This is a genomic window from Algoriphagus marinus (assembly GCF_001936475.1).
GTDB lineage: Bacteria > Bacteroidota > Bacteroidia > Cytophagales > Cyclobacteriaceae > Algoriphagus > Algoriphagus marinus.
The window spans coordinates 1-23650 of record NZ_MSPQ01000012.1; the positions used below are offsets into that span (position 1 = coordinate 1).

21 protein-coding genes are annotated in these 23650 nt (G+C 37.8%); 10 read left to right on the forward strand and 11 right to left on the reverse strand.

Going from position 1 to position 23650, the window contains the following annotated elements; genetic code table 11:
• Positions 1 to 1258, forward strand: a 1258-nt coding sequence (locus BVC88_RS16795; protein ID WP_217694770.1) for an Ig-like domain-containing protein, incomplete at its 5' end; no start/stop codon positions are given.
• A gap of 227 nt (positions 1259 to 1485) precedes the next feature.
• A complete protein-coding gene (locus tag BVC88_RS16800; RefSeq protein WP_075351886.1) occupies positions 1486 to 2805 on the forward strand; it encodes an Ig-like domain-containing protein in 1320 nt (439 codons plus the stop codon).
• A gap of 316 nt (positions 2806 to 3121) precedes the next feature.
• On the opposite strand, the gene BVC88_RS16805 is transcribed toward BVC88_RS16800, so the two are convergent.
• The 3 genes from BVC88_RS16805 to BVC88_RS16815 all read right to left on the reverse strand — a co-directional run bounded on the left by BVC88_RS16805 (position 3122) and on the right by BVC88_RS16815 (position 7553).
• Positions 3122 to 4660, reverse strand: a complete 1539-nt coding sequence (locus tag BVC88_RS16805; RefSeq protein ID WP_075351887.1) for a glycosyltransferase family 39 protein — start codon at positions 4658 to 4660, stop codon at positions 3122 to 3124.
• Between the two features lie 177 nt (positions 4661 to 4837).
• Positions 4838 to 6181, reverse strand: coding sequence for a sensor histidine kinase (locus tag BVC88_RS16810; RefSeq protein WP_075351888.1), 1344 nt, complete (start codon positions 6179 to 6181; stop codon positions 4838 to 4840).
• Positions 6171 to 7553: a sigma-54-dependent transcriptional regulator gene (locus tag BVC88_RS16815; RefSeq protein ID WP_075351889.1), complete on the reverse strand. Its 1383-nt coding sequence runs from the start codon at positions 7551 to 7553 to the stop codon at positions 6171 to 6173. Before BVC88_RS16815 ends, BVC88_RS16810 begins: the two co-directional genes overlap by 11 nt.
• Before the next feature lie 182 nt (positions 7554 to 7735).
• Here BVC88_RS16815 and BVC88_RS16820 point away from each other — a divergent pair, with 182 nt between their 5' ends.
• Complete coding sequence (locus tag BVC88_RS16820; RefSeq protein ID WP_075351890.1) at positions 7736 to 8161, forward strand: FKBP-type peptidyl-prolyl cis-trans isomerase; 426 nt, start codon at positions 7736 to 7738, stop codon at positions 8159 to 8161.
• Between the two features lie 59 nt (positions 8162 to 8220).
• On the opposite strand, the gene BVC88_RS16825 is transcribed toward BVC88_RS16820, so the two are convergent.
• The 4 genes from BVC88_RS16825 to rsfS form a co-directional block, all read right to left on the reverse strand.
• Complete coding sequence (locus BVC88_RS16825; RefSeq protein ID WP_075351891.1) at positions 8221 to 9048, reverse strand: hypothetical protein; 828 nt, start codon at positions 9046 to 9048, stop codon at positions 8221 to 8223.
• Positions 9045 to 9821, reverse strand: coding sequence for a UDP-2,3-diacylglucosamine diphosphatase (locus BVC88_RS16830; protein WP_083639139.1), 777 nt, complete (start codon positions 9819 to 9821; stop codon positions 9045 to 9047). Before BVC88_RS16830 ends, BVC88_RS16825 begins: the two co-directional genes overlap by 4 nt.
• Positions 9822 to 9889: 68 nt before the next feature.
• On the reverse strand, positions 9890 to 11959 hold the full coding sequence (gene ftsH, locus BVC88_RS16835) for an ATP-dependent zinc metalloprotease FtsH (RefSeq protein ID WP_075351892.1): 2070 nt from the start codon (positions 11957 to 11959) through the stop codon (positions 9890 to 9892).
• A gap of 64 nt (positions 11960 to 12023) precedes the next feature.
• Entirely contained in the window at positions 12024 to 12371 is a 348-nt protein-coding gene (gene rsfS / locus BVC88_RS16840) for a ribosome silencing factor (protein ID WP_075352005.1), read from the reverse strand.
• Between the two features lie 64 nt (positions 12372 to 12435).
• Between rsfS and BVC88_RS16845 the strand changes: the two genes are divergently transcribed.
• Complete coding sequence (locus tag BVC88_RS16845; RefSeq protein ID WP_075351893.1) at positions 12436 to 13200, forward strand: biotin--[acetyl-CoA-carboxylase] ligase; 765 nt, start codon at positions 12436 to 12438, stop codon at positions 13198 to 13200.
• 79 nt (positions 13201 to 13279) lie between these two features.
• Entirely contained in the window at positions 13280 to 14599 is a 1320-nt protein-coding gene (gene ahcY, locus BVC88_RS16850; RefSeq protein WP_075351894.1) for an adenosylhomocysteinase, read from the forward strand.
• A 54-nt stretch (positions 14600 to 14653) separates the two neighbouring features.
• Here the strand turns inward: ahcY and BVC88_RS16855 are convergent, their stop codons facing one another.
• Complete coding sequence (locus tag BVC88_RS16855) at positions 14654 to 15460, reverse strand: hypothetical protein (protein ID WP_075351895.1); 807 nt, start codon at positions 15458 to 15460, stop codon at positions 14654 to 14656.
• Between the two features lie 103 nt (positions 15461 to 15563).
• Here BVC88_RS16855 and BVC88_RS16860 point away from each other — a divergent pair, with 103 nt between their 5' ends.
• Complete coding sequence (locus BVC88_RS16860; RefSeq protein WP_075351896.1) at positions 15564 to 16436, forward strand: SDR family oxidoreductase; 873 nt, start codon at positions 15564 to 15566, stop codon at positions 16434 to 16436.
• Positions 16437 to 16511: 75 nt separating this feature from the next.
• Here BVC88_RS16860 and BVC88_RS16865 read toward each other — a convergent pair whose 3' ends face one another.
• Positions 16512 to 17555 (reverse strand): PAS domain-containing protein, encoded by a 1044-nt coding sequence (locus tag BVC88_RS16865; protein ID WP_075351897.1) that lies wholly within the window; start codon positions 17553 to 17555, stop codon positions 16512 to 16514.
• Positions 17556 to 17636: 81 nt separating this feature from the next.
• Between BVC88_RS16865 and BVC88_RS16870 the strand changes: the two genes are divergently transcribed.
• The 3 genes from BVC88_RS16870 to BVC88_RS16880 all read left to right on the forward strand — a co-directional run bounded on the left by BVC88_RS16870 (position 17637) and on the right by BVC88_RS16880 (position 20066).
• Positions 17637 to 18239: an HD domain-containing protein gene (locus BVC88_RS16870; RefSeq protein ID WP_075351898.1), complete on the forward strand. Its 603-nt coding sequence runs from the start codon at positions 17637 to 17639 to the stop codon at positions 18237 to 18239.
• 79 nt (positions 18240 to 18318) lie between these two features.
• Positions 18319 to 19050, forward strand: coding sequence for a DUF2092 domain-containing protein (locus tag BVC88_RS16875; protein WP_075351899.1), 732 nt, complete (start codon positions 18319 to 18321; stop codon positions 19048 to 19050).
• Between the two features lie 20 nt (positions 19051 to 19070).
• Positions 19071 to 20066, forward strand: coding sequence for a DUF6515 family protein (locus BVC88_RS16880; RefSeq protein ID WP_075351900.1), 996 nt, complete (start codon positions 19071 to 19073; stop codon positions 20064 to 20066).
• A gap of 53 nt (positions 20067 to 20119) precedes the next feature.
• Here the strand turns inward: BVC88_RS16880 and BVC88_RS16885 are convergent, their stop codons facing one another.
• On the reverse strand, positions 20120 to 20617 hold the full coding sequence (locus BVC88_RS16885; RefSeq protein WP_075351901.1) for a DUF4494 domain-containing protein: 498 nt from the start codon (positions 20615 to 20617) through the stop codon (positions 20120 to 20122).
• 218 nt (positions 20618 to 20835) lie between these two features.
• Here BVC88_RS16885 and BVC88_RS16890 point away from each other — a divergent pair, with 218 nt between their 5' ends.
• Positions 20836 to 23112 (forward strand): patatin-like phospholipase family protein, encoded by a 2277-nt coding sequence (locus tag BVC88_RS16890; RefSeq protein ID WP_075351902.1) that lies wholly within the window; start codon positions 20836 to 20838, stop codon positions 23110 to 23112.
• Here the strand turns inward: BVC88_RS16890 and BVC88_RS16895 are convergent.
• Positions 23106 to 23582, reverse strand: a complete 477-nt coding sequence (locus BVC88_RS16895; RefSeq protein ID WP_075351903.1) for an Mpo1 family 2-hydroxy fatty acid dioxygenase — start codon at positions 23580 to 23582, stop codon at positions 23106 to 23108. The two genes, BVC88_RS16890 and BVC88_RS16895, sit on opposite strands and share 7 nt — an antisense overlap.
• Positions 23583 to 23650 lie beyond the last annotated feature (68 nt).

Below are 23650 nucleotides of genomic sequence, written 5' to 3' on the forward strand. Positions count from 1 at the left end.
TGATACCACTTCCCCATACAGCTTTGCCTGGACAAATCTTTCGGTAGGAAACTTCACTTTGACTGCAAAGGCAACGGATAACAAAGGAACAGCTACTATTTCTGGAGTTGTAAATATTACCGTAGTTGAGACTACACCTGCTGAAGGCGAGGTTGTCATTCCGGAGATAATTATTGTTACTCCTGTTAATAATCAGGAATTTGATTCAGATGAGAATGTTGAATTATTAGTGATGTTCCAAGGATCTGATGAAACAGTTAAGAAGGTGGAATATTATAGCGGAAACCAACTTATCGGTTCCTCTAATGTCAGTCCATTTGGATTCACTTGGTTGTCTCCCGCAGTAACCCAACATACGATTACTGCAAAAGCAATTGGCGAAGATCCTAACAACTTTAAAATTTCAGAGCCTGTATCTATTCTGGTTAAGGAGAAAATCCAACAAATATTCCAAATTTTAGATCCATTAAAAGATGCTGTATTTATTGCGGGGGATGATGTTTCTATTAAAGTGGAGATTCCTGATAATAATAATCCTATCAATAGAATCGATTATTTCCGAGGAAATATTAGAATTGGAAGTTCATCAACAGCACCTTATGACTTCGTTTGGACTAACGCCCGACAAGGCAATCATGATTTGACAGCCCAATTAGTATATAGTGACGGTACAAAAATATCTACAAGTGAGGTGCCAATTAGGATTTTAAAAAGAAATCAAGCTGCTGTAAAATTGATTTCTCCTAATAACAAAAGAGAAGTGAAAACTGGAGAAAATTTAGACCTTAAAGTAGAACTTCTTGAATTTGAAGACAAGGTTGATTTTGTAGAGTATCTTTTAAATGGAGAATTATTAGGGGAGTCTGAAACGCAGCCTTACGTTTTCCAATGGAAAAATATTCCAGAAGGTGATCATCAGCTAGTTGCTAGAGCAATTGATGCAAAAGGTTCAGTTGTCTATTCAGAACCAATGACATTGAGCGCTAGAAAAGAAGTTAGTGGTGTGCAATTGGATTATGTAATAGGTCCAAATCCAACAACAGAATTCCTTAATGTAATCTTTACAAATTTGGATGACGTCTATGATCTTGAATTAAGAGTGATATCTATGGATGGTGTCGTTCAAAAAACCTTCAATGGAAGATCTGAAGATTCTACAGTAACTGTTGATGTATCTGATTTGAAAAATGGAGTTTATGTTTTGCAATTAATCGCAAATGGAAATAATATTTCAAGTAAGAGATTTATCAAAAAATGATAAGTCTGGTTAAACTTCTAGAGGATGATGTGTTTACTCTGCCTAAACTGTAAGAAACTAAAGCCAGATCTTTAAAGTAAAAAACTTAAACCTCCTTCGAGAAGATAGTATCCAACTAATTATTGGAATGCTATTAGCAGTATAAAAACTAGTTTAGATACTTTCGATTTAGGAATTGATTAATAGAGGGAATAAATTAAATCTTATGGTAATTTTAAATTATTAATATGTTTAGAACTAACCTTTGGAATAAAAAAAGAATAATTATGAAAACTAATTCATTAATAAAATTAAATTTAATTATCTTATTTTTTTTCGTAACTATTTTCGAAAACCTTGGTGTTGGAAAAGATGAGATTTCGGGAAAAAATCCATACGCCCCAGTGACTTTAAACAATTCACCCGAAAATGAAGGTTTTGTTTTGAAAAGAAATGTTCTTTACAATACACCATCCAATAAATTGGGTCAATTATTATGGTCAGCTGGTCATGAAAATGGGGATCAGAAAGAATGGACTGGTGATGGGGGAGGAGGAGAATTTAATAGTGGAACCGGAAACAGTGTAGCATCAACTACTTTTGCTAGAACGGGAAACTATTCTCTTAAACTTTCTATAAATACAACAAGTGGTAATTCGCATGGTACAAGGAACTTTAGGTGGAAAGAAATAGCTGCAAACAAGGATATTATTTTTACACAATATGTATATTTTCCAGCTAAAATAGATTTAGATCCAAATAATGCTTGGTTCAATTTACTTCAAACTAAAGGTGTTAAATTTGCGCCAGGAGGTCCAGGTACTGGGCCCGATCAAATAAACAATCCCCATTTTTCTGTCGGTATAGATGTAAGGGGTGGTGCTGGTTCAAGGGGAGCAAATTACCTTACTCTGGCTGATCTTCAAAAATTTTGGGGTGGTACAACTAATGTGGTTTGGAAAGCTCCCGTTGGAATTGATCTACCTGTAAACAAATGGGTGAAAATTCAAATGCGAATTATTCAGGACAAAGGTAACAATGGTAGAGTTTTGCTATGGCAAGATGATGTTTTAGTAATCGACACTGGACTTCGAAATACGCTAAGGCCTGAGGTAGATGTTAACCAATATAGCATTAATGCCTACGCAGATAAAACGGTCCCAAATATTACCACATATTATATTGATGATTTAAGTATTAATTTACCTGATGATGGTTCGAGTCAGGCGTACAAGGTCACTACTGCACCTGCACCCACTTCAGGAGGAAAAATTTTAATAGCCCAATTTCAAAAAGATACGGATGTAAGAATTACTTCTCCACTTAATAATAGTACTGTACAAAAAAATACCACGGTATCAATTAAAACTTCAGCTTCAAATCCTGTAAGTGAAGTCCAAAAAATTGAATATTATAAAGATGGTGTTTTGCTAGGTTCTTCTGTTAATTCTCCATTTACATTCAATTGGGTAAACGCAGATGAAGGTGTATATCAAATACAAGTAAAAGCATTTTTTAAAAATGGCGATGTCAAATTCTCAACAATAAATAAACTGCTAGTTAGATAATATGTAAAAAATAGGGCTTTTAAAAGCCCTATTTTTTTTCTGCAGTACTTTAGGTTATTATTTTTTCCTTAAAAGGCTGAGACTAAATCTGATTTTTCAGGTTTTAATTCCTAAAGTTTTTTTGAGGATTACAGAGTTGGGTATATGGATAGTGCTCTTTAAATATGCTAATTTGAAGAGTATAAGTAGTTGTTTTTCTGGATTGTGTTTATCCATTTTCATTTAGTTGTGTTATTGAAAAAAATCGAATGAGCAGATTTTGATTTAATCCTAAGCTTCCAGGTCCCTTACTCCAAAATTTTTCAGAAAAGGCTTTTCAATTTCTCTCTTCCCATACTTTCTTTTCTTCTTTCACTTCTTCACGAAGTACAGGATTGATGTCACCTTTGGCCGCTCTGAGAAAGTGAACTGTTGTCCCTTTTTCTCTGGCTAGGGGATGAGTGACTTTTCCGATTTCTCGATATTCCTCAAAAAAACCAATTTCGCGTTGTGTGATTTTTTCATCAGCTTCCCAGACTAAAATCAAATGATCCACTTTTTGCTCCAAATCAAACCAATACAAGTAATCCGCATTCATAGTCAAGGCCTCGAGTTCGGGGATTTTAGAATAGAAATTAATCGCTCCTGCTTGACCATAATTACTACAAATGATCAATGTTCGGTCTTTCTCAGGCATAAGTTGATAGGCCGAATCTACCAGTGCCGCTAATTCACTCCAGCCTAGCATATCCGCAAAATCCTGTGGGATAGGATGCTCTTTCCCATCTTCCCAGCGGCTCAATCCTAGTCTAGCATAGTTTGGAGGATTTGATTGTATGTGATCTGGGGAATAAAATGGGTGAATCAAAGTGATTGCTGGAAGGAAAAGCAGTGGCGGCATGATGAGAATCACTGCACTTGCTATTTTGCTAGATGCAGGTTTTAAAGCTTCCACTGTACTTGAAATCCAAACTGCCCCAAAAGCCAAAAGCAAGGGGTAAAGACCGATGGCGTAGTAGCCTTTGGCTTGGAAATAGGTGAAAATTCCCATGGTGAACAGAAAAGTCCAACCAACAAAACGAAACTCGCTTTGCTTTTTCCAAAAAAGTAAGCCCCCTAATCCAGCTACCCAAACCAGTAGTGAAGGATAGAAGAAAAGTAGTTGATCCATCAGGAATCCAATTCTGCTGTTGTTTACCAACTGTGTGCTGCTCAGGAGCTGCATATGGGTGAGAACAGGGAAACCGTTTTGAATTTGCCAGATCAGGTTTGGACTTATTAGGAACAAGGCTAAGATCAAAGCGCCATAAAGGTGTTTTTTTAGAAAAATGTTCCTTTTGGTTAATAAAAGGGCGGGTAAGAGGCCTGCTGCCAAGAATACAATGGTGTATTTATTCAAAAAGCCAAGCGCAAAACTCAGTCCTAGTATATACAGCCAGTGATTTTTTTCCGTTTGAAAGTGCCTAATCAGGGTATAAAAAACCAAGGTAAAACAAAGAATGTCTAACGAATTAGGTTGGAAAAGAATATTCAGGCGAATTAACGCGGAGCAAAGCAAAGTGATGGCTGCAAGACTTCTGGCAAAAAGACTTCCGCCCAATCTCTCGACCAAATCCCAGATTAAAACCAAAGTTAAAGCCCCAAATAGAGCCGGGAAAAAGCGAATCCAAAACTCCGAATTTCCCAACCAAGAAATAATGACTGATATCCAAGATGTCAGTGGTGGAACAGAAAGATAGCCCCAAGCCAGATGATTCGCCTGATCTAAATGTAGAAACTCATCTCGATGTAGATCAAAGTCAGGATGTACCACAATTGCTTGAAGTGAAAACTTTGCCAGCACAAAAAAAAGAAGCAGAGCTGTAGATTTTTTCATAACCGGAGGACCTTAAATTTCTCTAAATATGAAATTTGTTTTCGCCCATTTGAAGTTAAATCTTTTCTTCTATCGGTTATAAGAAATCCTTTTTTCAATTGAATAGCCATAAACTCATTTCGAAGCTTGTGATTTTCCGCATTCTTCTTACTGACTTTACTTTTCTTCCGATCCTTACTATCCGTTAAAAATCAACTTGAAGGTTGTGCCTTCTCCTGGGTTGGATTTGACTTGTATGTTCCCTTTGTGACGACGCATGATCTGCTTGGAGAGGCTCAGGCCTATGCCGGACCCTTTTTTCTTGGTGGTGAAAAAGGGGATAAAGATTTTACTTAGTGCTTCTTCTTCGATTCCCTTTCCTGTATCAGCGACTTCCAAAATGATCTTACCTGATTCGTCGATGTAAGCATGGAGCGTGATTACTTTTTCCTCGGCGTCCTCTAGAGCATGAATGGCATTTTGTGTCAGATTGATTAGAACTTGCTCGATCTGGGTTTGGTCGCCAAATAGAATCAGTTCCTTAGGATCGAGAACTTTGTTCAGGGTAATTTTTCCAGATTCCAGTTGATGCTGTAGTAGTATTTCCAATTGATCAAAGAGCTTTCCGATTGCAATGCTGCTGAACTTCGGTGCTGGAATATGTGCCAAAGACCGGAAGTCAGATACAAAGCTCGTCAAACCTTGACTTCGTTTTTCGATAGTAGCTATTCCCATCAAGTAATCCTCCAGATCTTGAGGTGTGAGTTCGGAGATCGAATCGATCTTCTTTTCCAGATCATCCTTGATTGTACCAGCTAGTGAAGAGATTGGGGCGATGGAGTTCATGATCTCGTGGGTGAGAATTTTCACCAGATTTTGCCAGGCTTCCATTTCCTTCTCTTCCAGTTCGGATTGGATATTTTGCAGGGAAACGAGTTTAAATTTTTCCCCACGCATCAGAAGCTCAATTACATAGACAGATAGCTGCATGATACCGTCCGGATGAGCGATTTTGATGAGTTCGCTACCTCCTGTTTTGAGATGTTGGATTGCCAAGTGAAGCTCTTTATTGATACCTTCTATTTCGGTGATGTTGATTAGATTTTCTACGTTTAGAATTCGCTTTGCAGCTGTATTGATGATCTGAATTTGACCGTTTTCACCAAAGGTTATTAGACCGATACTCAGATGTTTAAATACTGAGCGGAAGTATTGGAAGTTTGCTTCTTTCTCTGCCTGATCTTCTTTTAGCTTTGCCAGTATGGCGTTGAATTCGATGTGAAGATCATCGGTTTCGGTCCCATCAAATTTGACAGGGTAGAGCTGGGAATATTTATCCTGCTTGATATTGTCCAGGAAGGTTCGGACTTTTTGAAAGGAGCTTTCGGAGTAACGAAGGAGATAAATAATCTGAAAAATCACTAAAATCAATAAAAGAGAGATCATAAAGACTCCCCATTCATCAAAGATGGTGAAGGCAAGCAGGAAAAGGGAGGCTGCCAAAAAGGCTATTCTTCCCAGTAAACCAACCTTATAGTCCATATTTTTCTAATCTTCTATAGAGAGATGCCCGAGTCAAGCCTAGTTCCTTTGCAGCTTTGGAAATATTTCCACCATTTTTGTCGATAGCTCTCTGAATGGTAGTCTGTTCCATGTCATTCAAGTTGAGTGTGACTGCTTGAGGTGCTTTGTCAGACGCTGGTTTTGCCGAAAGGAAGAAGAAATCACGGGAGTCCAATTCATTTCCTTCTGCCATGATAATTGCTCGCTCTATTGCATGCTGAAGTTCCCGGATATTTCCCGGCCATCCATAGCGCTGAAGCAAGTCCATCGCAGCGGAAGTAAACCCTTTGAATTCTTTTCGGTATTTCTGTGCGTAGCTCTTCAAAAAGTGATTAGCCAAAACTGGGATATCATCGTGACGCTCGCGTAATGGTGGTAGAAATATTTCTACGGTATTGATTCTGTAAAGCAAATCCTGACGGAAGGTGTTTTCCATTACCATCTCATGTACGTGCATATTGGTGGCACATATAAGTCGAATGTCAACAGGGATAGCTTTGTTAGTACCGATCCGTGTCACTTCCCTCTTTTGCAATACGGTCAATAATTTAGACTGAAGCGGCATAGATAGATTTCCAATTTCATCGAGGAAAAGGGTTCCGTTGTCCGCTACTTCAAATCGACCAGCTCGGTCTTCCTTGGCGTCAGTAAATGCACCTCGCTTATGTCCAAATAGTTCTGACTCAAATAGGGATTCGGTGATGGACCCCATATCTACCCCTACAAAGATTTCGTCTTTTCGATGTGAACGTTCATGAATTGCACGAGCGATGAGTTCTTTACCTGTTCCATTTTCCCCCAAAATCAAAATGTTCGCATCGGTCTGAGCGACTTTATCGATTATGGAGAAGATGTTTTTCATTGAAGCAGACTGCCCAATGATATCGCTATAGGGTTTCTTTAGATCGGTTTGAAGTTGTTTCTGCTTTTTCTGAAGCTTGTCCACTTCATTGTAACTTTCTTTAAGCTTGATTGCAGAGGAAAGAGTTGCGATGAGTTTTTCGTTTTGCCAAGGTTTAAGTATAAAGTCAGTCGCGCCCTCTTTCAAGGCTTGTACGGCCATTTCCACATCTCCAAATGCAGTAATTAGAATTACCACTGCTTTAGGATCAATTTCTTTGATTTGCTTAAGCCAGTGAAATCCCTCCTTTCCGGAGGTTGTATCTTCCCGGAAATTCATGTCCAATAAGATCACATCGTAGTTATTGTTATTGATCAGAAATGGAATTCTTCGCGGATCTTTTTCGATCATTACTTCTTTAGCATGCTTTTTCAAAAGCATTTTTGCAGCGAACAATAAGTCTTCATTGTCATCAATAATGAGGATTTTTCCTAAGTCTTGGTTCTCCATGGTTGATTCTTTGAATGATGTATTGGGAAAATAGTGCCAAGCCTAATTTAAAGGCTTTGAAGGGATTTTCCATTAATAGGTGTACGAAAGTGTACGATTTTATCTTAAAATCGGACAGTTTTGTGCTGATTTTATGCCCTCAGAGTTTTTTGTAACTTTGTGGTTTACTAAACCGAAAGAATATGCAAGCTAAAAAAGGGGATGCAGTAGAAGTGCATTACACCGGCAAATTAGAAGATGGAAGTGTGTTTGATACATCCGTTTCCAGAGCTCCACTTGGATTTACACTAGGAGATGGCAATATGATCAAAGGCTTTGATACGGCTGTTCATGGAATGGCGATCGGAGACAAAAAAACAGTAACTATTCCAGCGGCGGAAGCCTATGGAGAGCGAAGAGAAGATATGATGATCGATGTACCTGTAGCTCAAGTTCCTGCGGATATTAAGCCTGAAATCGGAATGACGCTTCAGCTGCAAGGTGGAAATGGTCAGCCTATGCCAGTGGTGGTGGTGAATATTGACGAGGAAAAAATCACTTTGGATGCCAATCACCAGTTGGCTGGGAAAGATTTGATATTTGAGATTGAACTAGTCAAAATCAGCTGAGAAATTGTTTGTTTAAAAAAAGGAAAAGCAAATTCAGAAATGGATTTGCTTTTTTTATCTCAGCGTAGGGATTTTAACCAGTTTGGTAATTCATAAAGGATAATTCTACCCCTTTGGATCAGGGCCAATCGATTTTGGCCAATTTGAATGGTTTCGGGTTCTAAATTTTCGATTGGAGCGATTTTAAAAATTGACTGTGATTTGATTGATATACTCATTAAAAAGCCTTCTTCAGTCCAAAGGAGATATTCATTGTAAAAACACATTTTTTGGTTTAGCACCATTTTAATCTTTTTGATCAGGTTTCCTTGGTTGTCGAATATGAAAATTCCCTCATTTTTAATATTCATAAATAGCCGATTTTTAAATTCCCTTATCTCAAGGACCTCTAAATCATCTGAATTCAAAATCAGATTCAATGGTTGACTTTGGATAACCAGGTTTCGTAGGTAATCCAAAGATTTGATACTTAAATCTGATTCATCCCAAACCCAGACTGTGTTATTGTTTCCAAAGGTTGCAGCTTTTACAAGATTGACATCAGCAAGTAGTAAGTTGTTTTCAGCTAAAGGATTCAAGAAACGATCAAATATCCTATACTCTTGCAAGTCCGCAGAAAAACTGAATATGTTCACAGTCCAAGCTGCCTCCAATTGATTTAATCTTCCTTGCCTCGAAGGGGAAAAAAGATTTGTTTTTTTTCCGAATCGATCAAACTGGTAAATATCTCCAGACGTATTGCTCGCAAAAAGATTGTCTTTATTGTCGAATGATATTAAATCAAGATTCTCTAACTGGATTTCAGCAATCGGATTCCCCAGCTTATTATCCTGCGCCATCAATTGGAAAGAAGCTAGAAAAAAGGAGAGCAAGATGAATTTCTTCATTTTTTAAATTCAATCAGTTCAAATTTTTCACCATCAAATTCAAGAAAAGTATTTTGGTTAACCCATTCACCTAAGTTAAAATAAGTAGAATTTTCAGAAACTTTTAATTCCAAAGGTAAATGTCGATGGCCAAAAATATAATAATCGTGATGAGTACCAGCTTCCACTTCTTTACAGTATTGCCAAAGCCATTCATCATCTCCCAAGAAATGGCTTTCATTTTTTGCGATATTCGTGATTCTGCTATGGCCAGACCAAGCCTTGGCTAGTTTAACTCCAAAATCAGGATGTATCCATCGAAAAAGCCATTTTGAAATTGGATTGGTGAAGATTTTTTTAAGGATTTTATAGGAGTAATCTCCTGGACCTAATCCGTCGCCATGTCCAACGAGTATCTTTTCATTATTTACTCGTAGAAGTATTGGTTCATGAAAAATGGGGATTCCTAATTCCGCAGTGAAATAATCCTTCATCCATAAATCATGGTTTCCAGTAAAAAAGTAGATTGGAATCCCTTGGTCTCTCAGTTGTGATATTTTAGAAATAAAGGGTATAAAACCTTTGGGAATAACTTGACCATATTCAAACCAAAAATCAAAAATATCCCCAACCAGAAAGATGGCTGCTGCTTCTTTTGAAATTGACTCTAGCCAACGGATGATCCTTTTTTCGCGTAGTTTACTTTCGGTTTCGTTTGGAGCTCCAAGATGAAAATCGGAAGCAAAGAACAGTTTTTTTCCATTCAGCTGAATATCCAAAGTGGTTGGTTGCATTTTGAAAGATAAGGTGCGAATGCAAAAATAAAAAAGCCCTGAATCATTCAGGGCTTTTGTTAAAAATATTAGTTGTCTGATTTACTTTCCTCAGGGAGTACCTTCGCCTCACCTTGTACTTCAGCCTCACCTTTTATTTCAGGGGTGCTTAATTTATCAGTGACTACTTCTGGAGCAGATTCTTTTTTATTTGTAAACGCTTGATAAGTTGTTTCTTTTTCAAAAGGACGCTTACCAATTAGCTTTTCCAAATCCGATTGGAAAAGGATTTCTTTTTCCAAAAGCTCTTTTGCCAAAATCTCCAACTCTGCCTTTTTAGAGGTCAACAGTTCTAAAGTTCTTTGGTAGGCAGAAGAAATCAATTTTCTTACTTCCTCATCGATTGTCTCAGCGGTGGTCTCTGAATAAGGCTTGGTCATTTTATATCCATCAGCTTTGGAATCATAGAAAGAAACATTTCCAATCTTATCATTCATTCCATATACTGAAACAATAGAATATGCCATCTTAGTCACTCGCTCAAGATCACTTAATGCGCCTGTAGATATCTTGTTGAAAATAATCTGCTCGGCCGCTCTTCCTCCCAATGTCATACACATCTCGTCTACCAACTGCTCTGTTTGGTAAAGGAATTGTTCTTTTGGAAGATACTGAGCATAGCCTAACGCGGCCACTCCACGAGGTACAATACTTACTTTCACCAAAGGATCAGCGTGCTCTAAGAACCAACCTGCAACAGCATGACCAGCTTCATGGTAAGCCACGATTTTCTTCTCATCAGGAGAAATAATTTTATTTTTCTTTTCCAGACCTCCGATTACTCGATCTACTGCATCTTGGAAATCCTGCATATCTACCGCGCTTTTATTTCTTCTAGCTGCTATCAAAGCTGCTTCATTACATACGTTGGCAATTTCTGCACCAGCAAAACCTGGAGTTTGGGCTGCACATTTCTTAGGATCTACATCGTCAGCAGTTTTGATAGGCTTCAAGTGAACCTTGAAAATTGCCTCTCTACCGTTGATATCTGGCTTGTCAATAGAAATCTGACGATCAAATCGTCCTGGTCTAAGCAAGGCACTATCCAATACATCCGGACGGTTTGTTGCTGCAACTACGATAACTCCAGTATCTGTACCAAAACCATCCATCTCTACCAAAAGAGAGTTTAGGGTGTTCTCCCGCTCGTCATTTGAGCCAGGCATTTGACCTTTTCCTCTGGATCTACCGATCGCATCAATCTCATCTATAAAGATGATACAAGGTGCTTTTTCTTTTGCTTGCTTAAATAAGTCCCGAACACGTGCTGCACCTACTCCGACAAACATTTCAACGAAATCGGAACCTGACAGCGTAAAGAATGGAACTCCTGCTTCGCCAGCGACGGCTTTAGCCAATAAAGTTTTACCAGTACCTGGAGGGCCTACGAGTAGCGCTCCTTTCGGAATTTTACCGCCTAGTTTCGTGAATTTTCCGGGATTTTTGAGGAATTCAACAATTTCTTGAACCTCTTCTTTTGCTTCATCAAGACCTGCCACATTGTCAAATGTGATTTTCACTTTATTCTCAGCGTCAAAAAGCTGAGCCTTTGATTTTCCAACATTGAAGATTTGTCCGCCTGGTCCAGAAGGTCCAGCCATTCTTCGCATCATAAACCAAAATAGCACAAATAGCAAAATCAAGAATCCAAAGCTTGAAAAGTAGCTACCCCAGTTTTCCTCTGTTGCGACATCTAATTCTGTTCGATTTGCTGGATCTACTTTTTCATTTAAGGCATCGAAGTCATTGGCAAATTTGTCTAAAGAAGCCACTTGGAACGAATAATGAGGTCCAGCTGGGTTGAAAAATGCAGAATTAGACTCCAATTCTGTTTTGTATTTTGGATTATTCAGTCCAGTATTGTTCAGGGTGATGTCCACCCTTTCCATATTTTTGATTATAACCACTTTGGAGACATCTCCAGCCACATACATATCCTCAAATCGTTTTTGAGTGATGTCAATGACCGAGTTTCGGTTTTGAACCCAAGTAAGGCCTATTAATACCAAAACTGCTACTATGATTAGCCAAAGTTGAAAATTAGGCTTTTGAGGTGCCTTAGGGACGAATTTTTTATTACTTTTTTTTGTATCGCTCATTGCTTAGTGATGATTCTATAAACTTATGGTAAAACGGTTTGAGGTAGTTAAAGTTTGAAGACTTTTAATTGATTCGGGTGAATTTTGCATCTCCCCACAGATCCTCTAGTCCGTAGTATTGTCTTTTATCTTTAAGGAAAATATGAGCAACAACGTTCACATAATCCATCAAGATCCATTGTCCGCTACTTTTTCCCTCACTTTTCCAAGGTCCTTTTTCTCCTGCTTTAAACACATGCTCTTCAATTGAATCAGCAATTGCTTCAAGTTGAGTGTCAGAATTACCAGAGCAAAGAACGAAAAAATCTGAAACAGAATTTTTGATATTTCTTAAATCCATTACAATTATGTCGGAAGCCTTTTTGTCTTCCATTCCTTTTACAATTATTTTGCTCAGCTCTTCTGCTGTCATATTATTCATTTAATTTTACTTACCCTATCGGGTTTTCCTTAGATTTTCGCCGGATTCAAAATTTATGTATAAAATTCTTGCCAATACGATTTTTTTGGGGAAAGATGTTCATTTCCTGCCAGAGTGTCATTCCACGAATGACAAAGCTATTCAAATGATCAAAGAGAAAGTAGCTCACGAAGGGACTATAATTATCTGTGAACATCAAACACGTGGAAAAGGACAGCGGGGTAATAAATGGCTTTCAGAAAAGGGCTTAAACCTTACTTTTTCGCTGGTACTTAAACCCTCTTTCATGGATCTTTCGGAACAGTTTTATTTGAATATGGCGATTTCAAATAGTATCCGAAAGTTATTACAAGAATATATTACGTCTATCAAAGTTAAATGGCCAAATGATTTAATTGTTCCAGAATATGGTAAAATAGGAGGAGTATTGATTGAAAATACGTTTTCCGGTGATGGATGGGAATTTGCAGTGGTTGGGATTGGAATAAATATCAACCAGCAGTCATTTGAATCAACGAAAGCAACTTCTTTGGCAAATATCACCGGTAACCAGTTTGATCTTAAAGAACTGTTTAGACTTCTTATTACTCAAATTGAGCAAGGATATTTGCATTTAAAAAGAGGTAATTGGGCAGAAATCAAAAACGAATACTTGTATCATCTTTACTTGAAAGGCGAATGGAGTAATTTTAAGGATGATCGAGGTGAATTTAAAGGATTGATTTCTGGTGTTTCCAAAGAAGGAAAGTTAGAGGTGGAACTTGAATCAGGTGATATTGAACTTTTTGGGTTAAAAGAGATTGTATTCCTAAACTACTGAAGTCATTTCCGATTCCAAATTTTATGGGGTACCTTTGTGCCTGTTTTACAAGTATTTTATCAGTTAACTACACATAAACATGTCAGAAACTAAATCTGAAAAATTCATCCAATACAAAGTAAAGGATATCTCTCTAGCAGAGTGGGGAAGAAAAGAGATTAAACTTGCAGAAGCGGAAATGCCGGGTTTAATGGCGTTAAGAGAAGAATTTGGTTCATCTCAGCCACTGAAAGGTGCAAGAATTGCTGGATGTCTTCACATGACAATCCAAACTGCTGTTTTGATTGAAACCTTGAAGGCCTTGGGAGCAGAGGTGACCTGGTCCTCTTGTAATATTTTTTCTACCCAAGATCACGCGGCAGCCGCTATTGCAGCAGCAGGTATTCAAGTTTATGCTTGGAAAGGTCAGACCGCAGAGGAATTTGACTGGTGTATCGAGCAGACACTTTTTTTCGGTGAAGATCAGCAGCCATTGAATATGATTCTTGATGATGGTGGAGACCTGACAAATATGGTCTTGGATCAGTATCCTGAGTTGGTAGCTGGTATCAGAGGACTTTCTGAAGAGACTACTACTGGAGTGCATAGATTGTATGAGCGGATGAAAAACGGAACACTTCCGATGCCTGCAATCAACGTGAATGATTCTGTGACCAAGTCAAAATTTGATAACAAATACGGTTGTAAAGAATCTTTGGTAGATGCTATTCGACGAGCTACTGACGTAATGATGGCTGGAAAAGTGGCAGTAGTCGCAGGTTACGGAGACGTAGGAAAAGGATCTGCAGCTTCTCTTAGAGGTGCAGGAGCAAGAGTGATTGTGACAGAGATAGATCCGATCTGTGCTTTACAGGCTGCAATGGACGGCTTCGCTGTTAAGAAAATGGCGGATGCAGTGAAAGAGGCTGACATTGTGGTGACCGCTACTGGAAACAAGGATATCATTCATGGTGAGTATTTTAAGGCTATGAAAGACAAAGCTATTGTTTGTAATATCGGCCACTTTGACAACGAGATTGATATGGCATGGTTGAATAAAAACTATGGACATACTAAAGATGTGATCAAGCCTCAAGTCGATCTATATAATCTAGACGGAAAAGAAATCATTATTCTTGCTGAGGGACGATTGGTCAATTTAGGTTGTGCTACTGGCCACCCTTCATTTGTAATGTCCAACTCGTTTACAAATCAAACTTTGGCGCAGCTGGAGCTTTGGGAAAATTATAAAAATTACGAAGTAGGAGTATATGTTCTTCCAAAGCATTTGGATGAGAAGGTGGCAATGCTTCATTTGTCCAAATTAGGAGTGGAGTTAGATTCTCTTTCTGAAGATCAGGCAAAATACATCGGAGTTGAGGTCGCTGGACCATTCAAGCCGGAGTATTACAGATATTAATCTAGAATCAACGAACAGTCAAAAGCCTCGGAGAAATTCGGGGCTTTTTTTCATTTAGGGTGTTAAAACAAGGCTTCTCCCATCAGCTAAGGTTACAGTCGCATTTACCTGGCAATTACCAGTCGATTCGTAGTTGATTTTATGAATTACACTCTTACTGGCTCCTCGGGCTACCGTCCAGGATTCTTTGCCAGATATGGGTAAAATTTCATTTTCCTTGCTACATGATACCAGAATTTGTCTTGGATCGGTGAGATCTATTGTAAATTTTCTTCCGGCTGGATTGGTTCCTGTGACAGCTCCCAAAGAACTTATACCAATTAATTCTAATCTTAGCCTAGCAATAGTATGATCTATATCTCCGGAAAAAGTAGAATTGACACCATTATTGGTTTTAAGGATTAGATCGTCAAATTGCTCCTTCACTTTATTGAAATTCGATTTAGAGAATCTCCGAGTGCCATGCAATGAATCTTGATTTATGGTATAATTCTGATATTCTAAGATCCAATTCCCAGTACTTGAATTTTCAGGAGTATAGTCTAAAATGATTTTTCCTGAACGCTTGGCTTGACCTGTCTTAATACACATTGAATCTGGCAAAAACTCCAAAGTGACTTGCTTTAAACTTTGTTCTAATACTATTCTCGGGCATCCTGGAAGATCATATGGGTTGACAGCTTGATAATCTTCCCAACTTAACATAGCAAAATAAAGACTTTCTCCCCAGCTGTTAGTAATGTTAAAAAGTTGACTAGCCTCCATCGTAAGGTCAGTCTGAATTGTTTTATCCTCATCCTCTTCACAAGCAAAAAGTAAAGGGAATAACAACAATAGTAAAAGTGAATACTGGTTTTTCATTTGTGAATAAGAATTTCAAATGTTTCAATTTTCTTCTTTCAAATACCAGACCGAAATCCTTATCTTAGACCAAAACGATAAACCAAGATAAACCAAATAGACTATGATACGAGCCGAAGGCATGTTAAAAGAAGGAACGCTGAAGGGAAAAAATATTTTAATTACCGGTGGTGGGACTGGACTCGGAAGATCAATGGGAGAGTATTTTCTAGAGCTCGGGGCCAACCTTGTGATTACTTCCAGAAAGATCGAAGTCCTTCAAGAGACCGCAAATGAAATGATGTCCCAGAAGGGCGGGAAAGTGGTGGCCTTAGCATGTGATGTCAGGGATATTGATCAAGTCGAGCAGATGTGGTCAGCAGCAAAAGCAGCATTGGGAGAAATCCATGTTGTATTGAATAATGCTGCAGGTAATTTTATCAGTCCGACTGAGCGGCTTTCAACCAATGCGTTTAATACTGTTTTGGATATAGTCTTGAAAGGTACATCTCAGGTAACCCTTACTGCGGGAAAAGACTGGATTTCCTCTAAACAGGAAGGAACATTTTTAAATATCGTGACTACTTATGCTTGGACAGGTTCTGGATATGTAGTTCCATCAGCAGCCGCAAAAGCTGGAGTGCTTGCGATGACTCGATCTCTTGCAGTGGAGTGGGCAAAATATGGAATTCGGTCAAATGCTATCGCTCCTGGACCTTTTCCAACAGAAGGAGCATGGAGCAGATTACTTCCAGGTGATTTGGTCAAGAAATTTGATCCTGCAAAAAAAGTGCCTGTAGGTCGGGTTGGGGAGCATCAAGAGCTTGCAAATATTGCGGCTTATTTGGTGTCGGACTTTTCATCGTATGTGAATGGAGAAGTGATTACAATCGATGGAGGCGAATGGCTTAAGGGTGCGGGAGAGTTTAATAACCTGGATGCGATACCTCAAGAGATGTGGGATATGATGGAAGCCTCAAGAGGAAAAAAAGCATGAGCCCCAGCATAGTTTGGGGCTATTTGAAATCAAAATGGAAAATCAGGAATTTATAAAGGGACTTTGGTCCCTTTTTTAGAAAGTTTTTTCTCCTTGGATTGATTTGTTTTGAAGGACTGATTCCCGGATACTTTTTTTCAATGAAATATCAAGCTTTTTGGTCTCCTCCTTGATGATATTGATAAGCTTTTGAGACTCTTCATTTTTGGGTTCCGAATCAAGTATTTCTAAAATACCTAAAATATTTGCTACACGAGCTCGCAAAGAATGTGACTGTTCAAAGGCGAGTTCTTGCAAGAAGTGATGATGTTCTTTCATCCAGATTTCTTGCTTTTTTCTATCCGAGATATCCAAAAGAAACCCCAATACTTTAACAGGAAGGCCTGATTTAGACCAGCGAATAGTTTTTCCAAATCCTAATACCCAGACAGTCTCATTGCTTTTGGATGAAATCCTAAACTCCCTCTTAAAAGGAATATTCCCGGTTGTTCGAAAATGGTTTTTTAGGTCTCGCATCAAACCTGGAAAATCATCCGGATAAATGTGCTTTTGCCAGGAAATGCTTTTATTCTGACTTAACTCTTCTTCAGAATATCCAAGCATATGGCCTAATCCCTGACTCATATTATCTGTTTTGGTATTGAAGTCAAATTCCCAAAAGCCGATCATTTTGTCTTCAAGCAAACTGTCTAAAATTTCTCTATCTCCAAAAGGATTATCCATAAAATCTCCTAAGCCGACTTCATATGGCTTGGATGACTGAATTGGGTGTCCAATTCCGAGGCAAGTTTCAAAATCCTCAGAAATAAAAAAGAATTCCCATTTGGTTGGTATGGTATCATTTTCTGGATAATTAATTTTATTCAACTCCACCAGAAAAGATTGATGCGAATTTTTTATAGCTTTTAACCTTTGAGATTCAAACTTCAGCCAATCAGAAGATAAAAAACAGTCTGAAAAAAAGATAGGTTTATCTTTCATTTCAAACAATGAGGGGATTGGGCCAATATTAGGATCTGATGAGGCAACCTCGCCAGATTTGTCCAAGGTTATTTGCAGAAAATATTCTGAAGTCAGAGCAACTTGGCCTAGAGCATGGACGGATTCCCTATCAATCATAAATCAAAGATAATTAGTTTTAAGTATTAATTATTTTAATAACATAATTATTTATATAAAATACATAAAAACACATTTAAAATGAATTATAATCAAATGAAATTAAATCGAGATGAATTTGGGTCACCAGATAATCGAGGAAATGTAATCACTACCGAAGAGGCATTTGCACTCTTAAAAGAATGGGTTAGCAACGAGAGGCTGATAACCCACATGCAACAAGTTGGGCATTTGATGCGGAGGTATGCTGGAGCAAAAGGATATTCTCCAGAAGTTCAACATCGATGGTACTTAGCTGGCTTGCTTCATGATGCCGATTGGGAAAAATGGCCAGATACCCACTGTAATAAAATTGTGGAAGAACTTGAAAAGAGAAATCTAGATCCGGAAATCATTCGGGCAATAGCTTCTCATGGACCTAAATATTTTGGAGTAGAACCAGTCTCCGAGATGGATAAAATGCTTTATGCATTCGATGAGTTAAGTGGGTTGATCCATGCTTATTCGCTAATGAGACCAGAGGGTTACGTAGGTATGGAAGTGAAAGGAGTGAAAAAAAGATTGAAAGAGAAAACCTTTGCTGCTCAGGTAAGTCGTGAGGATATCGCTGACGCTACCATGAGGGCACAAATTGAACTAGACGAATTGATTGAATTTGTAATCAATCATCAAATCGATGCTTGATTGGTTCATTGAATTGGTTCTTCTATAAGTAAATCAGTAACTTTAATTCTACCGTTTTTAAAAAAAAATTAAGCGATTTATGATTAAGAAAATATGTTTTACGCTTACCATCTTGTTTTTAGGTTTTAGTGCCTATCCGCAAGAGAATTCAAAAGACACTACAGCAATTCTGATTTTGGATAAGATGAGTACTCTTTTTGGAGAATTGAATTCTGTTGGGTTTAATACTCATGTCTCCAAAGATGTAGCTTTTGCAAATAATTTCTTCATTAAAGAATTCACCGGAAGTCAAGTTAAGATTGCAGGTCCGAATAAGTTTGTGGCGAAGATAACAGGAGAGCAAAAAGAGGACAAATACAGCTATAATGGATCGCAAGTAGCCTATTACTCCTTCACTAATAATATCTATACTATAGCAGATGCTCCTGATAATTTAATTGAGACATTTGATTGGTTATATAGCGATTTTGGAATCGAAGTAACTTCTGCAGATGTACTATATCCTTCATTTTCAAAGGAAATAGTGTCTGAGATGGACTACATTCAATTTCTAGGACAAACTACCGTAAATGGACAGCGGGTATTTCATATTGGCTGTTCGAACGATTCAGTAACGATTCAACTTTGGATTTCAAATGATTTATATTTTTTACCTGTAAAAACGTTAATCACTTATTTGGGCGAACCCTACGCATACCAGTATGAAGTAGATTTTTCTGATTGGGAGTTTAATCAAACGTATCCAAATAGCATTTTTGATTTTACTCCTCCGCCGGGAGCAAAACAAATAACTTGGCTTAATCAGAAGTGAGATTTAAAAGAGAAATAACTATGAAACTTTCAAAAATAAAATTATTAGGAGCTTTTTTAGGCGTTCTTGGCTTGTTGATTTTCCCTGAAATAGCAGAAGCTCAGCGGATGCGAGCTGCTGCAGGAGGTAGGGGAGGAGCAAGACCAGCAACCTCTCGTCCTGCACCCTCTCGCCCTGCTACTAGTAGACCTGCTACATCTGCTAAACCAAAAACAACATCCAGACCTACCACCAGGGCTACCAATTCCAGTTCCAAAGCCACTTTAAATGGTGGCTCGAATAGAGTATCCCCAAAAACAACTAATAATAGCAAAGTATCCTCTATCAAGGATAACAAGGTAGGAAACACCACTAATAATCGTGTAGGAAATAATAATATCAATTCTGGGAACAAGAATATTGGGAATAATAATAGAGTCAACATTGATAATAGTAGAAATGTCAATGTAAACGTAAGAAATACCAATAACCGAGCGTATCGTCCTCCTTATCGGCCTTATCCTCGTCCTCCATATTTTTATGGTGGGTTCGGATTTTCCTGTTTTCGACCTTATTACTATCATCCGTACACACCTTTTTATTGGGGTCCGGTATGGCATCCTTGGGGATTTTTTGTAGCTGCATTAGCTACTACGGCTATTATCGTCTCTATTGAAAATCAACAATATCATTACGATCAAGGTGTGTTTTATGTACAAGAGGGGGATGGTTATGTGGTAGTAGAAGCACCTCAAGGAGCTACGGTGCAAGTAATACCTAGCGAAGCTAAAGAGGTAGAAGTGAGTCCAACAGTAAATAATTACTACTATGGAAATACCTATTACGAAAAAACTGATGGCGGATACACTGTAGTTCCACCTCCGGCTGGTGCTATAGTTGACGTGCTACCTGAAGGCGGAGAAGAAGTTAAAGTCGGTGATCAGACTTATGTCAAAATTGGTGACACCTATTATTTACCTGTGCAAGTGGATGGTAAAAACATGTATGAAATCGCCCAAGTAGAACCTGAAAATTAAAAATTGTCATATTTAAAAGTAACATAAAAGGCCTCAATTTGAGGCCTTTTATGTTATTCGTTTTCTGATTCAACTTCAGACAAAGGCCTGAAATTGCCAGGAGGTAGTTGCTCAGCGATCTCGTCTTTTTCGAAAGGGAAAACTTCCACAATTGGGCTTTCTACGATATCAGGGATTCTGAAACTTACCAACATATTGCTTAAGCTTTCTTGAATTCGATCAAAAGCATTTTTCACATCATCTGCGGTGACTATCATGTACTGTGTTACTTTTTTCTCCTTGCCACTATCTGCATCTGCTACGAGATAGGATATTTTGCATTTATACCAAATATCAGACTCTTCGTAATGAAATACATCAACAATATTGCTTTTGGAAATCCCAGTAACTTGAAAATCCCCTCTGATTTGGGAGGCTAACCTATCGTAAAGGACTGCCTCAGCTTCTGTAAATGATACAGCATCCACTAAGTATTGCTCTGAAATATTCTTCAGAAGGCCTTCTTCATTCTCTTTAGCGTATTTGACTTTACACAAAAACCACGTTCTCATATGCTTATATTTTGAGTTTCGAAGGTAAAATTTTCCTTTCGAAGGACAAGAGCAAATTGAAAGAAACAATTTTAGATATATGTTTTTTGGTAGTTAATGACTTGGTTTTCAGTAGTATTTTTTTTTGAAGGGTAGATTTAAATAAATTCCTGAAATCCGCTATTTATCCTTTGGTGGTGATTAAAATAAAAAATGTAAATTATCCGAAAAACTAATTCATGTGGGATAAAATTTGGTATAGTTTTCCTGTACAACTATTCTTACTCCATCTCAGAAAAAATCTTTCTTTGATTATCATTTGGATAGTCCTTTTGATGACTATTTTGGAGGGAATAGGAGTGATGTTGGGAATACCCTTTCTCTTTTTGGATCCAGAATATCTCAATCAGGTTTCATGGATAAGTTTCTTTTTGATTGGAGTTGGGTTTGCGGTTTTTACCATGGGATTTCACATGTCCACATATATTATGGATGGTGGTAAATTTCCATTTTTAGCAATTTTGAGTAAGCCTTTCATTCATTATTGTATTAATAATTCGATAGTTCCTCTATTTTTCTACTTGATATATATTTACCGTTTTGTCACTTTTCAATTAAATAATGATCTCTCTAATGACTGGGAGGTTTTATACTATTTCTTGGGTTTTTCGGCTGGAAGTATTATTTCCTACAGTGTTATTTTCGCTTATTTTGCCTTTACCAATAAAGACTTCTTTGTCATTTTTGCGGGCTCATTGGATAAGCGACTTCGAAAGGTCAAATTGACAAGAGCAAATGTGATCAGCCAATATAAAGAGCTGAAAAACCAAAAAAATAAAGTCCATTATTTTCTCAATTTGAGACTTCGTTTTGAGCAAGTTCGACCTGATATCTCCCGATTTGAAGCCACTAAATTACTTCGGGTTTTTGATCAGAATCACTTAAATCTTTTCTTAATTCAGGTTTTTTTGATCCTTGTTGTGATCATTTTAGGTTTTTTTAAAGAGCATCCTTTTCTTCAGTTGCCAGCGGCAATGAGTGTTACTTTGCTCTTGGCTATTTTGATAATGATCGCCGGGGCAGTTAATTTTTGGTTGAGAAGATGGGCTACTCTGGCAGTAATACTGTTTTTGGTGTTGATCAACTATTTTTCAAATTTTGACTTCCTCAACCGCCCTCATGAGGCCTATGGTATTGATTATTCCGTGCCGCCAGTTGCCTATACTCTTGCTCATTTGGATTCTTTACTCCATCCTGATACCATAGCGAAAGATCGGGATAATACCATTCGGATTTTGGATAATTGGAAGTCAAAATTCCCCAGTGATTCCTTACCAAAACTCGTAATTGTGGCAGCTAGTGGAGGTGGACAACGTGCTTCACTATGGACGCTAAAGGTTCTTCAAAGCATTCATGAAATTAAAAACGGGGAGATCACCAAGCATATGGAACTACTCACAGGAGCTTCCGGAGGTGTGATTGGAGAGGCGTTTTTTAGGGAAATTTACTTGAGGTCTTTAACTGATCAGTCTATCGATCCTACAGATTCTAAATATCTGGACCAAATATCTACTGATAATCTTAATCCTATTATTTTTAGTTTATTGGTGAATGATTTGATAATCAGAAATCAATCATTTGATTACAATGGACGAAAGTATTTAAAAGACAGGGGGTTTGCTTTTGAAAATCAATTGAATATTAATACTGAACATGTCTTGGACAAACCCATATCTGCCTATGCCGAGCCAGAATTTGTAGGGATGATTCCTCTTTTGCCAGTTACTTCTCTTATTACAAATGATGGTCGGAAATTAGTCGTATCTCCGCATTCCATGTCGTTTTTTGGAACCTCGATGCTTGGAAAAACCGGGATTAATGAAAAGAAACAAACAGTAGATTTTCTTCGGTTTTTTGCAAAACATGATGCTAAAAACCTGCGATTTCTTTCGGCTTTACGCATGAGCGCCACTTTTCCGTTTATTACTCCGAATGTTCAACTCCCCTCTAATCCCATAATGGAGACAATGGATACTGGCTTATCAGATAATTTTGGGATTCAAGATGGATTACGCTTTCTCTATGTATTTCAAAATTGGATTGCTAAAAATACAAGTGGAGTGATTATGATTACTATTCGGGATTCAGAAAAATCATCCGAAATATCTCCTACACTTCCCCCACGAATTTTTCAGCGAATATTTACCCCATTTAAAAACATATATGCCAATTGGGACAATATTCAGACTATTCAAAATGAGGTCCTCTTTAACTACATGATTGAATCAATGCCTTTTTCACTTGAGAAAATTGAGTTTGAATATGCTCCCGAGAAGGTGCAAATAGAGGAATTGACAGAAAGTCAGGAAAATATGCAAAGAGCTTCGCTCAATTGGAGGTTAACAGCGCGGGAGAAAAAGTCCATATTAAGCAGTATATACACTTCATCTAATCAGAAATCACTTAGTCGTTTAAAGGCGCTTTTCTCAAAATCTGAAATGGATTCAATTCAATAAGAAAGTCCCCATTTTTTATAAATAAAGTGCATTAACCAAGCTGGTCCGATCATTAAAAACTGCACATCTTTTAGAAAAGATGGTTTTTTTCCTTCGATTTTGTGACCATAAAATTGAATAATCCATGCTATCACAAAAATACCTAGACTGACTGCCCACAAGTATCCAAATGTCAAATCAATAAAATTTGCTAGGGCTAAACATAATGCTGAGAAAAATAGCATACCCAATGTCAAAGGCCCGGAAAGTGTGACGTAATAGATAAGAACCAGAATTAATGTAATGGTAGCCCAATTGGCAAAATCCCCAAGAAATGGAAGTAATTCCGGTAATGGACCAGCCGGGATACTAAATATGAGACCCACTACACTGAAAAAAATTGCAGGGACACAAAACCAATGAATGAGTTTATTTGTAGGGTTTTGGTGGCTTAATCCATATTCATGTAACAATGCGTCTATTTTTCTCATGGCATTTTGGGATATATTCTGTTAGATTTATGAAAATACTAATTATAGGCTTAAATCAAATTTAGAAA